Below are 13,504 nucleotides of genomic sequence, written 5' to 3' on the forward strand. Positions count from 1 at the left end.
GGGCCTGCCAGGCCTCAGGAAGCGCGGGTCGGCCTCAGGGGCTTCCGCGCCTCGATCAGGAAGCGTGTCGTGTGCGCGACGAAGGGTCCTTCGGTACGGATCTGCTCGTCGAGCACCTTCAACTGGTCGCGGTACTCCTCGACGGTGAAGCCGGGCACCATCCAGATCACCTTGCGCAGGAAGTAGACGACGGCGCCGATGTCGTTGAACTCGGTCCGCAGCTTCTCAAGGCGCAGGTCGACGACTTCGAGCCCCGCGCTCTCCGCCTCCTTGCGCGCCTTGCCGGGGTCGCGCCCGCCGCGCACCTCCGGCGGCTGCGGCCCGAGGAAGTACTCGACGAGCTCGAACACACTGGCCGGGCCCACCTGTTGGGAGAAGTAGGTGCCGCCCGGGGAGAGGACGCGGGCGATCTCGGCCCACCAGGTGGTGACGGGGTGCCGGCTGACGACGAGGTCGAAGGCGCCGTCGGCGAACGGCAGCGGCGGCTTGTCCTCGTCGGCGACGACGGCGACTCCGCGCGGGTGGAGCAGGCCGGTGGCGCGGGCGACGTTGGGCGGCCAGCCTTCCGTCGCGACGGCGAGCGGGGGCAGCTGCGGCACGGCGGCGAGGACTTCGCCACCGCCGGTCTGGATGTCGAGGGCGGCCGTGGCCTTGGCCATCCGTCCGGCCATCGCACGGGCGTACCCCCAGGACGGCCGCTCTTCGGTGGCCCGGCCGTCCAGCCAGGAGAAGTCCCAGCCGTCGACGGAGACGGACGCGGCCTCGTCGATCAGTTCCTCGAAGGGGCGGTTGTTGTGGTTCCTGATGTTTCGGCCCATGTTGCGGACCCTACGCGGCGGCCCCGCGAGCCACTACCGTTTATCCATGGGCCGATGGAGGGACGGAACGGGCGTGTTGCGCGTGCTCGACGGCGCCGGGACGGAGGTGGCGCTGGAGATCGCGGCGTCCTACCGGGCCCGCACGCGGGGCCTGCTCGGGCGCGACGGCATCCAGGGCGCGCTCCTGCTGACCCCGGCGAGCAGCGTGCACACCTTCCGGATGCGCTTCGCGATCGACGTGGCCCATCTCGACCGGCATCTGCGGGTGCTCGCGGTACGCACCATGGCGCCGGGCCGGCTCGGCGCGCTCCGGCCGCGCGCGCGGCACGTCCTGGAGGCGGAGGCGGGCGCGATGGCGGGGTGGGGGCTGCGGCCGGGTGTCGTCGTCTCGGTCGCGACCGGTCAGGATCTCAGGACTTGAGCTTGGCCGCCTGCGCAACGGCGAGCCGGGGCGGGATCTGGGGCGTGTCGTCGCCGGTCACGTCGACGGCGTAGTACGTCACCACGGTCGTGCCGCTGCGCACCACCAGGAAGACCATCGGCACCGGGTCGCCCTGGGCCTCGCCCATCAGCTCGTACGCGAGGGCCTCGTCGCCGGCCTTCGGCGCGGGCAGCTCCTTGACCTCGGTGAAGGCCGAAGGCTCCAGGTCGCCGCCCCTGGTCGTGAACCCGTCGGCGCACGCTTCGATGGCGGTACGCAGCCGGGGCAGCACTTCGGTGGCGCCCGACGGGTGGGCCCCGAGCACCTCGGTGACGACAGTCTGGTCGGCCTGCCCGTCCTCGGCGGTGTCGGTGAGCCGGCGGAAGACGGTCGCGGAGGGAGTGGGCTGGGGGGTGCCGTTGATGACGGACACGAAGGGCATGCAGGCGTCCTTCGAGGTCCGCGAGTTGCTGGTGGGGGTGCCGCCCTCCATGGGTTCCGCCGAGAAGCCCTTCACATCGCCGGTCACGAGCGCGGCGGCGGCGAGCTGGTCACTGTTGAGCGCCCCGGGCGCCGCCCGGACCTCGGTACTCGCACTCGCACCGGGCGCGACGCCGGTCTCCCGCACCGAGCCCCCCGCACCTTTGGCTCCCGCGTCGGCGGGCCCACACGAGGCCGCGGCGGCGAGCGCGACGAGACACACCCCGGCCGTCGCCGCACGGCTCCGTAGCAGCCTTGGCTTCATACCCAGCACCGTAACAACCACTCCTGTGGATTGGCTGGGTCCTGCCCCGCCCAATTCCGCTCGACCAATGGTGACACCACAAGTCTCCCGGGTACCCGGACCGGAGCGGAACCAACGCCGACTTCGGAGCCGGGTTGGGCGGGTAGGACAGGTCGGTGGTGGTGCGGCCAGGCCCGGGGCAGGGCGAACGCCGGGGGTCGAACTGTTCCGAACGAGTCGTCGGGTCAGAACTCCTGGTCCAGCTTGGTCCCCTCGGGGGCGCGGAAGCAGCCTGATGTCACGGTCACCAGGATGAGCGGGTTGGATTCCTTACCCGCTGTCGGGCTGGACACCACCAGTTCGGCATTGATCGAGTAACGCTCCTTCGTCGAATCGGCGGTGAGTTCAAGCGTCTTCGCCCTGCTCTTGTTCGGACCGTATTCGACGATTTTCCATCCGCGCTCGGGCAGACTTTCGCGGAGCCGCTGAAATCCGTCCTTCAGCACCTCTTCGGAGGAGACGGAGTAGACGGACCAAGGATGGTTGGCCCGGTACAGGTGATGCGGGTCTTCCTCGCACGGGGCGATACCCGGCCCCGGTTCCGTCACCTTCCCCTCCTTGATCCCGATCATTTCGAGGATCTGGCTGGACACACCGCTGGTCCTCTCGCGCGCCTTTCCCACGGACAGGGTCTCCGGGGTGTCGGCGGGGTTGTTGTTCACGTCGTCAGCACATCCTGTCGCGAAAAGTAGGACGCCGAGAAAGAGCGGCAAAGCGCTCGCGGCGCACCTGCGGATCCTCGGGCCGGTGCGGCTCAGCATCTAGTCGTCTTCCTCTACGCGGTTGTAGCGGCCCACTACGACCCATGCCTGATTCTTCAATGACTGCGAGTCCTGGTTCCAGTAGTCGCTGTGCCCGCTCGTGTCGACATCCATGCGATGCGCTCCGAACGATTCGTCAGAGGGGATCGACTCGATGTACCCGGCGTCATAGGGAATTCCGTTCCACGTGTTGACGCCCCACTTCCATCCCGCGAGAAAATCTCTACCGAGGAAGGGGACGGGATCGGATCGGGCTGCCTCGGACCACACATGATTCTTACCCACATCGAGCTCGTCGGCCGAGCCGACCAGCACTCCCGGACTACCGACCGTCACGACGTCGTCCGCTGCCAGATCGTGTTCCATCGCGGCGGCACCGATCACGGTCGATCCGTAACTATGGCCGATGACGGTGGTGTGACTCTTGTCCGGCCCGCCCTGGGTCGCTTGCAGTCCGTCCAGGAAGTTATTCAGCTTGGGAGCCCCGGCGTAGGCGTAGTCGTCGGACGTCGCATCAGAGACGAGTCCTTGCGGAGCGTCATAGCCGAGCCACGTGATGGTGGCTGTCGTCTCCCCGGGGGCCTGGGCTTGTGCCTGTTGCCACAAGTGGGTCGCCCGATTGATGTTTCCGCCGATCCCCGCGAGGTTCGAAGTCGTCCCCGGCACGTAGACGGCGGTGTGGTCGGCCGTGTCGGGGTTGCCGTTGGAGACGATGGCGTGGCCGATGCCCTGAGTGTCGAAGCCCAGGAGATACGCCTGCGGCAAACCTGACTTGCCGTTCTCCCCCGGCATGCCGCTTGCATCGAATCGAGCCTGAATGGCATCCATGCCCGCGAGCTGCTTCTTGAGCGGACCGCTCTTCTTGTCCCACATGCTCCACAGGGGGTTGATCACCGGTCCGGTCGTGGTTTGCGTGGTCTTCTGCGGCTCCGGGCCGAGCTTGGCCAGATCGATCTGCACCTGAGCGTGCGCTTCAGCCAGCACCATACGGTTGGAGGTGTCCCGCGCGACGGCGGGCAGGCCATCGAGAGCACCCACCTCAACTGGATACAGCGTGGCGTACTCGTCGCGCTGCTCGTCGGTCAGGCCCTCCCACCAGGCCTTGTTCTCTGCCGGCGTCTTGCCGTGCGGAATGTCGTCCTTGTGGACGACTCCTCCCGCCGCCTTCTGCACAGCCTCCAGGTCCTGGCCGGCATCGGCGAGCATCTCCTTAGTGACGTCCAGGCCGGCGGGAGCTTTGAGTTTGCGCAGTACCCCCGCGTAGCGGCTGTCGATGTCGTTGGCTTCGCTGACAGCGGTGGAAATGCGCTCGGCTATGTCCTCGGCCTTGCCTTTGTTGGCGTTGCCCTGCCCTTCACCCTTGCCGGGCAGCAAGGGGAAGGGGGCACCCGGAGTGGCCTTACCCGCACCGGGCAGGAGAGGGGCAGAGTTGGGGTACGTCACCGACCCGTCCGCATTCACCGTGAAACCCAGCGAGTGTGCGTCTTCGAGAGCTTGCTTCAACTTCCTTTGCGGCGCACAGAGTTCTACGGCGAGGGCGTGCAGCGAGGTGCGTACCAATCCACACTCGCTGTGCAGGTACTGGTAGTTGTCGCTGAGCCGGTTGAGCCGGCCGACGGCCGCATCAGGGGTCTCACCGTTCTGGGTGCTGCGAACAGGAATCGACATCTCCTGGTCGACTCTGATGCGTGCGGCGTCGGCGCGGTGGCTGACCTTTCCCCAGCCATCAGCGGCCTCCTCGAACTCGGTTATCTTCACATCACGCAGTTGCTGCCACGTGGGCATCCGGGATCACCTGGCCCAGCTGGGTTTGGTCGGGCTCTGCACAGAGGGGCCCACGTGGTCGTGGACGTCGTGGTCCACCTCGCCGAAGTGCTTGCCGGTCTTGCCCAGGGTCTCGTTCAGCCGGTCACACTCATCGCGCAGGGACCCGAGCCGTGCTTCCCAGGTCGGCTGTATCTCACTCAACGCGGACGTGCAGTCGAAGCCCTCGGCACCGCTGCCCAGCCCGTCCTGCGACTCCTTGAGTTCAGTCAGGCCGTCATGAGTGGACTTGTGAAGCTCCCTGGCCACTCCGGCCGCGCCGGCCCACGGCGTGGCGGTAATCAGCAAGTCGGACCCGCCGCTCCCGGCCCCGGCTGACGGAAGCCCATTGATCTGCATACGGGTGCTGTGCCGGTCGGCCGCTTGGGCCTTCAGCTGCTCCCACTCGTCCCACGGCATCCGTGGCTCCTCCCCCTCGGTCAAGCGCGACCTCGGAGGCGCGTCACCAGGTTGCGTTGCCGCCCATTGAGGCTGGCGGCATGGAGGTTAGCCGAGCAGCCCGGCTCAAGACGTCCGTGCGATCACTCAAGCGGTCTGAGTATCCGTACTCAGGACGTCGCGGTGCGGCGGCGGCCCGAGCTCACGCTCGGTCGTCGGCGCACGTACGTCGGCACACGTAGAGGGCGTCGACCGCCTAGCCGTTGCTGCGCGTGAAACTGACCTCGACGCGGCGGTTCTTCTTGCGGCCGTCCTCCGTCGAGTTGTCGGAGATCGGGTAGTCCTCGGCGTAGCCCCGGATCTCGAAGGTCACATCGGGGCCGAGGGAGAGCGAGAGCGCCTTCTGCACGGCGTCCGCCCGTTCCTTGGACAGGACCACGCCGTGTTCATGCGTACCGAGGTTGTCCGTGAAGCCGAAGACGCGGACGCTCGTCGCCTTCTGCTTCTTGATCTCCGTCGCGATGCCCTGGATGCGGTCGTTGGCGTCGGGCGACAGGGCTGCGCTGTCCATCGCGAACAGCACCTCCGCCTGCAGCGCGAACGTCACGCTCGTATTGGTGTCGGAGCGCCGCTCCTCGCCGCCCTGGTCCTCGACGATCGACTTGATGTCCAGCACCTTGGGCGCGGCGAGCGTGCCGCCCTCGGGGAGCTTCAGATTCGGCGACGTCGCGTCGACCTTCATCGAGGGATCGCTCGTCGCCTCCGTGCCGGGCAGCGGGGGGCTGCTGGGCGTGTCGTCGGCGTACGTGGTGCCGGCGCCGGCGGCCAGGACTAGCGCGGCGGCGAACGCTACGGCTGCGTGCCGGGTTCTGGTCATGGCGTGATCACCCGGAGACGGGGACGGTCATGGTGGGGAAGGTGGGGAGTTGGAAGTCCACTTCCTTGGTGCCGTTGGGTGGGGCGGGGAACTGGGCGAAGAAGGGGAGGCTCTGACCTGCATCTACGCTGGAAATCCCCATCGTGCAGAGGCATTTGCCGCCCGTGTCGCGCAGCACGTAGTACCGCTTCTTGCCCACCTTGTCCACGAGTGTGGCACCGGCGACGGAGTCACCACTGGCCAGGACGTCGCGCTCGGTACCGGCCCATGCGCTTGTGTGGTTGAAATTCTCACTGGCCGAGTTCTTGAGCTGGCCTGACACAGTGAGGAATCCGCCCGAGTCGCGAGTCACGCTGTTGACCGTGAGTACGACCCCGCCTTGGCCGGTGGCTTCAGCGAGTTTGACCGACGGGTCGGTCTTCGGGGTGGAGCCATCCGATTTCTGCGGAATGCCTGCCGAACCCGATTTCACTTGGCCCGAGGTGTCGGCGCCCGCCTTTTTACCCGTACCGCTGTCCCCGCATCCGGCCATGGTGAAGGCCAGGGCGACCGCCATCGTCGCCGCCATAGCCCCCCTCCGGGCCTTCAACGCATACCGAACATTCATCGGTGCCATTCCTCTATTCGTCACTCGCTGTCAGTCGACCAATTTCACGCTGAAAAGCTTCTCCACATCGGGCACGGGGTCGACGGGCAAGTCCTGACCGTCACACGTGATCGTGACTGGAGGTGGCGGCGTCGACGTGGGCGCCGGTGTCGGACTGGCACCGACGCCGCCATCGGGCGGCAGACCACACCGTAGTTCGATCATCGCGGTGGCGGTGGCGGTGCCATGGTCCTGCTCAGTGCCTGGGATCACCGATTTGCCCACCGTGTACTTGGTTTGAACGCTTGCCTTGAAGGTGAATTTGCCGACTCCTCCGGGGCGAGGGTCCAAAGTCAGCAGGTCGGCATGGTTCTTCGCTGCGAAGTTCGCGGCCTCGGCGCGTGCATCCGCGAGGACGACGCCGTCCGTGAAGAGGTTGTCGAGACCGCCGGGAGTCGTGAGCGCCAACATCACCCTCGGCCCCAGCTCTTCCCGCGCCCGCTGCGCAGCGGCCAGCGCCGCCGAGTCGGCCGCCCCCTGCGCCCCGTTGCGGGTCGCCGAGGCCTGTCCGACAGCGAAGAACGCGAACGCAAGAAAGAGCAGGCCCGCCACCATCACCACGTAGATGGGGAAAGCCTGCCCTCGGTCCTGGCGTAAGTTTGCGCTCAGCCGCCGGCTTTGACCTGGTCGATCTGGTCCTTGATGCGATCGGTAATCTTGTTCCCGATCCCCGTGGCCATGATCCCCGCGATGATCGCCACCACCACCAAAATGATCCCCAGATACTCGAACGACGTCTGCCCCCGATCCCGCCCCCCCGCCGCATACCGGCGTCGAACGCGGTCGATGGCCGTGTCCCTCCACCCGCTCGCCCGCATCTGCGCAGCGACGGCGGTCTTCAGCAGCGTGTCCTGCGGCATCTCGCGGCTCTCCTCCGGTTACGGCATCGCGTACGTCAGCGGGAACGTAAGCCGGGGTCCGGGTCTGCGCCGAGGGCCCAGGGGCCCAAATGCGGGCCCAAATACGGGGGTTACGCATGGCCTGCCCCCAGCCAGCACGCGATCGCCTCGCTGCGCGTCGCCGCGTGCAGCTTGGCGAAGATGCGGTTGATGTGGTTCTTGACCGTCTTCTCGCTGATGAAGCACGTGGCCGCGATTTGCTGATTGCTCATGCCCGCAGCGATCAACTCCATCACCTCGGCCTCCCGTGAACTCAGCCTGGAATCTTTCCTGTTGCGCATGGGCGCTGCCCGCCGTGCAGTTGAAGACTGTGCCACAACCGGTTGCAGTTGCGAAAGGGATTGTGCGGAAATGATGGAGAGCGGATCCGGGCCGAGGGGCGGCGGCAGGACCGGCGGCGGGCCCGGCGACGCGGTCGGCGGCGGGTGCTCGCGGACATGGGCCAGCAGGGCGTTCGCCGCCGTGGCGGTGAACGCGGCCCTCCCCTCCCTCATCCCCCGTACCGCCGCGACCAGTTCGTCCGCCGTGAACTCGCCGTGGACCAGGTAGCCCCCGGCGCCCAGGCGCAGCGCCGCTCGTACGATCTCGCTCTCTCTGCTGTACGTCAGCATCATGACCGGAGCGAGACGCACCAGGTGCGGAAGGGCGGTCATGCCGTCGACGCCCGGCATGCGGACGTCCAGCAGGATCACGTCCGGGCGGTGGTGTACCGCGGCCTCGTACGCCTCGTTGCCGTCGGCTGCCTCCGCCGCCACCTCGATGTCGTGGCGGCCGTGCAGCAGCGCCGCCAGGCCCGCCCGTACGACCGGGTTGTCGTCCGCGACGAGCACGCGAAGCGGAACGCGCGGCGGCCGGAGCGGATGCGGGTGCGGATGCGGCGCTGCGTGCGGAGCCGGCTGCTGGGCCGAACCCGGGGCCGGGTGCACAGCCGAGCCCGGGGCCGAACCCGGGGCCGAACCCCGGGCCGGGTGTGGGTGGGGGTGTGGGGTCGCGTCGGGCATGGCGGCACCTCCTGTCCAGGGGTTCATGGCTTCGCGCCGCCCGGCCCATGCCTGTCGGGCAACGGGAGTTCGATACGTACCTCCGTGCCCGTCGACGCCGTACCCCGGCCGATCCTGATGCGCGCGCCCATCGTCGCGGCCCGCTCCACCATGCCGACCAGGCCGAAGTGTCCCGTACGTTTCAGGGCGTCCAGGGTGGTGCCGGGCGGCAGGCCCCGGCCGTCGTCCAGGATGCGGAGGCGGAACCCGGTCCCGCCGCCGGGGATCCCCGCCTCCTCGATCACCCCGGCCGACACCGCCACCCTCGCCGGCCCCGCGTGCCGGTGGGCGTTGTCCAGGGCCTCGCTCGCGATCGTCAGTAGCTGGCGGGCCACCCCCGCCGGGAGCGTCGGGGACGGTCCGGTCCCGAGCGCCCTCCACTCCGTCCGCATGCCGGTGCGAGCCGTGAAGTCGGCCACCAGGGCGGCCAGTTCGGGCAGGAGGTCCACTTCGCCCTGCGTGCGGCGCAGGTCGCCGAGCAGCTCCCGGGACTCCGCGGCCGCGCGGCGCGCGGCGCGTGCCACCAGGGCGGCCCGGTCACGGACGGCGGCCGGGTCCATGCGGTCGGCGGACGCGGCCAGGCCGTCCGCCGCGAGAGCCAGACCGTGCAGGGTCTTGGCCACCGAGTCGTGCATGTCCCGGGCCAGACGCGCCCGTTCCTCCTCCACCGCGTCGTGCACGGCAAGCCGGGCCCGGGTCTCGGTGAGGGCCTGGCTCGCGGCGCCGAACCGGAACAGGAGGTTGCGGATGGTCACCCCGATCGCGCCGACGATCACACAGAACCCCGGCAGCAACAGGGCCGAGGTGTCGTCGAGTTGGTGCCGGGGGCCCGTCGCGTACACCAGGGTCAGGATCGCGACCTGGAGGCCCGCGAAGACGCCCGCGCCGCGCCAGCCGTAGACCAGGCCTGCGAGCAGCGGGGTGCAGATGGTGACGTAGCCGAGGGGGGACTCGGGGGTCGCCGTGATCAGGAGCAGGGCGCCGAACACGGCGTCCACCGCAAGCAGCCAGGGGTGGTTCAGGAGCAGCGGGCCGAACCGCTCCCAGTCGCGGAACAGGACGTACGAGCCCATGAACGTGACCAGGACCGCCGCGCCCACGAGCAGTCCCGGTGCCCCGTGTGCGGCGCCGGCCAGCGCGAAGGGGGCACCTATGGCGATCATCGCGAGGCGGAAGCCGAACACCTGGCGGCACATCGCCTGGAGCGCGTTGATCTGGAGGGTGAGGGTGGGGGGCGGCGCGGCCGGCGCCGTCCCGCGCAGACTCGGCATGCTCAACCCCCGTGTTCCGGCGGCCAGTTGGAGGGTCATTTCGGGCCTCCGAGGAAGCCGCCGAAATCGAGGTTCGCGCCGTACACGAAGCCGACGCTGAGCAGGATCAGTGTGCCCGGCAGCAGGAAGGTCGTCACGGCGAAGGTGGCTTTGGGGACGGCGCGGGCCGCCTTGCGGCGGGCGTTCTGCGCGTCGGTGCGGCGCATGTCGGCGGCGATCGCTATCAGCGTCTCGACGATGGGCGCGCCCAGCTCCTCGCCCTGCTGGAGCGCGGTCACGAACATCGCGACCTGCTCGGAGTCGTTGCGTTTGCGCAGCTCCTCGAAGGCCTGGCGACGGCTGACGCCCATATCCATCTGACGCAGGGTGATGCGCAGCTCGTCCGCCCAGGGCCCCTCGTACTTGTCGGCGACCCGGTCGAGCGCCTGGCGGAAGCCGAGGCCCGCGCTGACCACGACGGCGAGGACGTCGAGGAAGTCGGGCAGGGTGCGTTCGATGTGGTCGCGGCGGACCCGGACCGCCGACCAGATGCCGACCTCCACCCAGAACAGGGCGAACGCCACCATCACCAGGGCGACGATCCAGTGCCCTTCGAGCAGCATGATCAGCGCGGCCGCGGCGCCGAGCGCGCCGTACACCGCGCGGCGCGCCGCGTACCGGTCGACGGTGAGGCCGCCGGGGTTGCCCGCGAGGTCGATCTGGCGGCGCTTCCTGCCCACTCGCTCGGGGCCCATCATCCGCAGCACGGCGGGTGCCCAGCGCATGCCGAGCCGGTCGACGGCCGAGCCGACGGCCGTGGTGCGGGTCGCGCCGACCTCCAGGGCCACCGAGAGATCGCTCGGGAGCTTCACCTCGGCCCGGTACATGCGGATGCCGAGGAACATCCCGTACACGCTCAGGCCCATCAGGGCCGCGAAGAGCAGTCCCATGTGTCGCTCACTCCCCTCTTCTCTGCTGCCGGTGACCCGGTTGCGGGCTCATACGTCGATGCGGGACAGGCGGCGGACCACGAAGAACCCGAGGGCGTACAGGCCGATCGAGATCAGGACCGCCGCCTGGCCGATGAACGCGCCGGTCATACGGTCGAGCGCGCCCGGCATCACCGCGTTCAGCATGAGCAGCGCGGCCACGCCGAAGCCGGGCACGGCGTACGCGGTCACCGTCACCTGGGCGAGCGTCGTGCGGACCTCGCGCCGGGTCTCCTTGCGCTCCTCCAGGGTGGTGGTGAGGTTGCGCAGCGAGCTGACGACGGTGCCGCCTGCACGGTTGGCGAGGACCAACGTCGTGACCAGAACGACCAGTTCGCGCGAGGGCAGCCGGTCCGCGATCTCGCCGAGCGCGTCGTCCAGGGACTCGCCGACGGCGAGCCGGTCGGTGACCCGGGCCAGCTCCTCGCCCGCCGGTGCCTCCATCTCCTCGGCCGCCATGGCGATGGCGGTACGCAGCGCGAGGCCGGCCTGGGTGGCGTTGGCGAGGATGCGGGAGAGTTCGGGCAGCTGGTTGATGAAACGCTCGATGCGTTTCTGGCGCTGCCAGTTGAGGAAGGAGTTGGCGGCCCACAGTCCTGCGAGGCCGGCGAGCGGGCCGAAGAACGAGGCGAGCACGGACGCGGCGATCAGCCACAGGGCGGCCACTCCGGCCAGCATGTAGACGAAGAACTCGCCGGGTGTGAGGTCGAGGCCGGTCGCGGCGAGCTTCAGTTCGATACGGCGGCCCAGTTTCGTGCCGCGCAGTCGGCGGTCCACGGCCCCGAACGGCCGGTGCCGGCCGGCCACCGCCTGGGCGCCCTGGTTGCTGAGCCGGTCGATGAGGGCTTCGCGCTGGGCGCGGCCCGCCGCGTAGGAGCGCAGCCCCAGGACCGCCAGCACCCCGGCGAGCAGGGCGACGCCGAGCGTGAGGAAGGAGAGGTTCATCTGCGCGTTCCCTGTCAGTTGGCGTGACGGCGGTCGGTGTCAGTCGGCGTGACGGCGGCCGGCGGTGGAGGGCGGTCCCTGGCGGTCCGTCGCTGGTCGGCGGCCGGGGTTCAGTTGGCGTGGCGTACGGCGAGTTGTTCCGTGCTGGACGCGACCCCGTACGCCTGCGGGACCGGCTGGTTGGCGAGGTAGAGGCGGTCGGCGACGCGGCGGGGCAGCGGGAAGTACTGGAAGCGGCCGTGGATGAGGCCGTCGGCGGCCATCGGCTGGGCGTCGAAGCGGCAGACGGTGGTGATGCGGTACGGGTCGCGGCCGTGCGATTCGAGGATGGCGATCTCGGTGATCTTGCGGGCGCCGTCGGCGTGCCGGGTGAGCTGCACGATGACGTCGACGGCCGAGTTGATCTGGTCGTGCAGCGCCTCGAAGGGGACCTCCACCTCCGACATCGAGGCGAGCGTCTGGAGCCGCATCAGGGCGTCCTCGGCGCTGTTGGCGTGGACGGTGGCGAGGGAACCGTCGTGGCCGGTGGACATCGCCTGGAGCATGTCGAGCGACTCGCCGCCACGGACCTCACCGACGACGATCCGGTCGGGGCGCATGCGCAGTGAGTTGCGTACGAGGTCGCGGATGGAGATGTGGCCCTTGCCCTCGACGTTGGGGGGCCGCGACTCCAGGCGGATCACGTGGGCCTGCTGGAGCTGCAGTTCGGCGGAGTCCTCGATGGTGATGATGCGTTCGTGCGGCGGGATCAGGCCGGACAGGGCGTTGAGGAGGGTGGTCTTGCCGGTGCCGGTGGCGCCCGACACGATGATGTTGAACCGGGCCTGCACCAGCCCGGCGAGCAACAGCAGCATGTGCTCGTCGAGCGAGCCGAACGTGATCATTTCCTGGAGTGTGAACGAGCGGGGGAAGCGGCGGATGGTGAGCGTCGCGCCGGTCAGGGAGAGCGGCGGGATGATCACGTTGACGCGCTCGCCGGACGGGAGGCGGGCGTCGACCATGGGGTTCGACTCGTCCACGCGGCGGTTGACGGTCGACACGATCCGCTCGATCGTCTGCATCAGCTGCTCGTGCGAGGCGAACCGCAGCGGGAGCTGCTCCACGCGTCCGCCGCGCTCGACGAAGATCTGGTCGGGGCCGTTGACCATGATCTCGGTGATGGACGCGTCTTCGAGGAGCGGCTCCAGGATGCCGAGGCCGAGTGCTTCGTCGACGACCCGGCGGATCAGACCGGCTCGTTCGGACGTGGAGAGCACCGGCCCCTCGCGGCTGATGATGTGCCCGAGCACCCGTTCCAGGCGGGCCCGGCGCTCGGCGGCGGCGAGCGACGACATCTCCGCGAGGTCGATCTCCTCCAGGAGCTTGGCCCGGTAGGAGGCGACCAGGTGGCCGTCCTCGCGCCCGGGGCCGCTCTCCTCGGGAGCGGCGATGCGTGCCCGCAGACTCATGTGCTCGTCTCCAGTCGTCTCGGGTCAGGTGTGGGGCTGAAGCTTCGGCATGGTGGAGGTGCGGGTCGTGGTGCCGAAGTCGCTGATGCCGGGGATGACGCTGGGGATGGTGAGGGTGGCGGTGTAGGCCACCGAGTCGCCGCCGCCCCCGGCGGATGTGACGTCCGGCTTCAGCCAGTCGCTGACGGCGGCCCGGCCGGCGATCCCCGGGTCCAGGGCCTGCTCGCCGGGTCTCGGCTTGTCCAGGCTGGCCGCGCGGGCCGCCGCCCGCGCCGCCGTGCCCGCCTGATTCGCGGCGTACGCGGCGACGCCGAGCTGGATCGCGGCAAGACCGACGAGCAGCAGGATGGCCACGAACCCGATGTATTCCAGGGCGACTTGACCCCGGTCGCGCTCTCGGTGCGTACGGATGCGCAGGGGCACG

The 13,504-nt window shown here is 69.3% G+C and carries 16 protein-coding genes; 1 reads left to right on the forward strand and 15 read right to left on the reverse strand.

Going from position 1 to position 13,504, the window contains the following annotated elements:
* Positions 1-14 precede the first annotated feature (14 nt).
* On the reverse strand, positions 15-818 hold the full coding sequence (locus AB0D31_RS11320; protein ID WP_362720204.1) for a class I SAM-dependent methyltransferase: 804 nt from the start codon (positions 816-818) through the stop codon (positions 15-17).
* A gap of 46 nt (positions 819-864) precedes the next feature.
* On the opposite strand from AB0D31_RS11320, the gene AB0D31_RS11325 reads away from it, so the two are divergent.
* The gene (locus AB0D31_RS11325) at positions 865-1,239 is read left to right on the forward strand and encodes a DUF192 domain-containing protein (RefSeq protein WP_362720206.1); all 375 of its coding nucleotides are present in this window, start codon (positions 865-867) and stop codon (positions 1,237-1,239) included.
* On the opposite strand, the gene AB0D31_RS11330 is transcribed toward AB0D31_RS11325, so the two are convergent.
* The 14 genes from AB0D31_RS11330 to AB0D31_RS11395 form a co-directional block, all read right to left on the reverse strand.
* Positions 1,229-1,984 carry a hypothetical protein gene (locus AB0D31_RS11330; protein ID WP_362720209.1) on the reverse strand — a complete coding sequence of 252 codons (756 nt, stop codon included), beginning with the start codon at positions 1,982-1,984 and terminating at the stop codon, positions 1,229-1,231. The two genes, AB0D31_RS11325 and AB0D31_RS11330, sit on opposite strands and share 11 nt — an antisense overlap.
* A gap of 224 nt (positions 1,985-2,208) precedes the next feature.
* Positions 2,209-2,685, reverse strand: a complete 477-nt coding sequence (locus tag AB0D31_RS11335) for a hypothetical protein (RefSeq protein ID WP_362720211.1) — start codon at positions 2,683-2,685, stop codon at positions 2,209-2,211.
* A 99-nt stretch (positions 2,686-2,784) separates the two neighbouring features.
* On the reverse strand, positions 2,785-4,569 hold the full coding sequence (locus AB0D31_RS11340) for an alpha/beta hydrolase (RefSeq protein ID WP_362720213.1): 1,785 nt from the start codon (positions 4,567-4,569) through the stop codon (positions 2,785-2,787).
* A 6-nt stretch (positions 4,570-4,575) separates the two neighbouring features.
* On the reverse strand, positions 4,576-5,007 hold the full coding sequence (locus tag AB0D31_RS11345) for a hypothetical protein (protein WP_362720216.1): 432 nt from the start codon (positions 5,005-5,007) through the stop codon (positions 4,576-4,578).
* A 235-nt stretch (positions 5,008-5,242) separates the two neighbouring features.
* Positions 5,243-5,863: an OmpA family protein gene (locus tag AB0D31_RS11350; RefSeq protein ID WP_362720219.1), complete on the reverse strand. Its 621-nt coding sequence runs from the start codon at positions 5,861-5,863 to the stop codon at positions 5,243-5,245.
* 7 nt (positions 5,864-5,870) lie between these two features.
* Positions 5,871-6,431, reverse strand: coding sequence for a hypothetical protein (locus tag AB0D31_RS11355; protein ID WP_362720222.1), 561 nt, complete (start codon positions 6,429-6,431; stop codon positions 5,871-5,873).
* Positions 6,432-6,500: 69 nt separating this feature from the next.
* Entirely contained in the window at positions 6,501-7,118 is a 618-nt protein-coding gene (locus AB0D31_RS11360) for a pilus assembly protein TadG-related protein (protein ID WP_362720438.1), read from the reverse strand.
* The gene (locus AB0D31_RS11365) at positions 7,115-7,369 is read right to left on the reverse strand and encodes a hypothetical protein (RefSeq protein ID WP_362720224.1); all 255 of its coding nucleotides are present in this window, start codon (positions 7,367-7,369) and stop codon (positions 7,115-7,117) included. The genes AB0D31_RS11360 and AB0D31_RS11365 overlap by 4 nt, the downstream gene beginning before the upstream one ends.
* A gap of 110 nt (positions 7,370-7,479) precedes the next feature.
* Entirely contained in the window at positions 7,480-8,409 is a 930-nt protein-coding gene (locus AB0D31_RS11370; RefSeq protein ID WP_362720226.1) for a response regulator transcription factor, read from the reverse strand.
* A gap of 23 nt (positions 8,410-8,432) precedes the next feature.
* Complete coding sequence (locus AB0D31_RS11375; protein ID WP_362720228.1) at positions 8,433-9,719, reverse strand: histidine kinase; 1,287 nt, start codon at positions 9,717-9,719, stop codon at positions 8,433-8,435.
* Positions 9,720-9,754: 35 nt separating this feature from the next.
* Entirely contained in the window at positions 9,755-10,648 is an 894-nt protein-coding gene (locus AB0D31_RS11380) for a DUF5936 domain-containing protein (protein WP_362720231.1), read from the reverse strand.
* 48 nt (positions 10,649-10,696) lie between these two features.
* The gene (locus tag AB0D31_RS11385) at positions 10,697-11,632 is read right to left on the reverse strand and encodes a type II secretion system F family protein (RefSeq protein ID WP_362720233.1); all 936 of its coding nucleotides are present in this window, start codon (positions 11,630-11,632) and stop codon (positions 10,697-10,699) included.
* Positions 11,633-11,742: 110 nt separating this feature from the next.
* Positions 11,743-13,080, reverse strand: coding sequence for a CpaF family protein (locus AB0D31_RS11390; protein ID WP_362720236.1), 1,338 nt, complete (start codon positions 13,078-13,080; stop codon positions 11,743-11,745).
* Between the two features lie 24 nt (positions 13,081-13,104).
* Positions 13,105-13,503: a TadE/TadG family type IV pilus assembly protein gene (locus AB0D31_RS11395; RefSeq protein WP_362720239.1), complete on the reverse strand. Its 399-nt coding sequence runs from the start codon at positions 13,501-13,503 to the stop codon at positions 13,105-13,107.
* Position 13,504: the final 1 nt, after the last annotated feature.

This window comes from Streptomyces sp. NPDC048361, assembly GCF_040651795.1.
In the GTDB taxonomy this organism is placed as follows: Bacteria; Actinomycetota; Actinomycetes; order Streptomycetales; family Streptomycetaceae; genus Streptomyces.

Coding starts and splice junctions, on each gene's coding strand:
- AB0D31_RS11320 (WP_362720204.1), bottom strand. CDS start 818: ATGGGCCGAAACATCAGGAACCACAACAACCGCCCCTTCGAGGAACTG.
- AB0D31_RS11325 (WP_362720206.1), top strand. CDS start 865: ATGGGCCGATGGAGGGACGGAACGGGCGTGTTGCGCGTGCTCGACGGC.
- AB0D31_RS11330 (WP_362720209.1), bottom strand. CDS start 1,984: ATGAAGCCAAGGCTGCTACGGAGCCGTGCGGCGACGGCCGGGGTGTGT.
- AB0D31_RS11340 (WP_362720213.1), bottom strand. CDS start 4,569: ATGCCCACGTGGCAGCAACTGCGTGATGTGAAGATAACCGAGTTCGAG.
- AB0D31_RS11345 (WP_362720216.1), bottom strand. CDS start 5,007: ATGCCGTGGGACGAGTGGGAGCAGCTGAAGGCCCAAGCGGCCGACCGG.
- AB0D31_RS11350 (WP_362720219.1), bottom strand. CDS start 5,863: ATGACCAGAACCCGGCACGCAGCCGTAGCGTTCGCCGCCGCGCTAGTC.
- AB0D31_RS11355 (WP_362720222.1), bottom strand. CDS start 6,431: ATGGCGGCGACGATGGCGGTCGCCCTGGCCTTCACCATGGCCGGATGC.
- AB0D31_RS11365 (WP_362720224.1), bottom strand. CDS start 7,369: ATGCCGCAGGACACGCTGCTGAAGACCGCCGTCGCTGCGCAGATGCGG.
- AB0D31_RS11370 (WP_362720226.1), bottom strand. CDS start 8,409: ATGCCCGACGCGACCCCACACCCCCACCCACACCCGGCCCGGGGTTCG.
- AB0D31_RS11375 (WP_362720228.1), bottom strand. CDS start 9,719: ATGCCGAGTCTGCGCGGGACGGCGCCGGCCGCGCCGCCCCCCACCCTC.
- AB0D31_RS11380 (WP_362720231.1), bottom strand. CDS start 10,648: ATGGGACTGCTCTTCGCGGCCCTGATGGGCCTGAGCGTGTACGGGATG.
- AB0D31_RS11385 (WP_362720233.1), bottom strand. CDS start 11,632: ATGAACCTCTCCTTCCTCACGCTCGGCGTCGCCCTGCTCGCCGGGGTG.
- AB0D31_RS11390 (WP_362720236.1), bottom strand. CDS start 13,080: ATGAGTCTGCGGGCACGCATCGCCGCTCCCGAGGAGAGCGGCCCCGGG.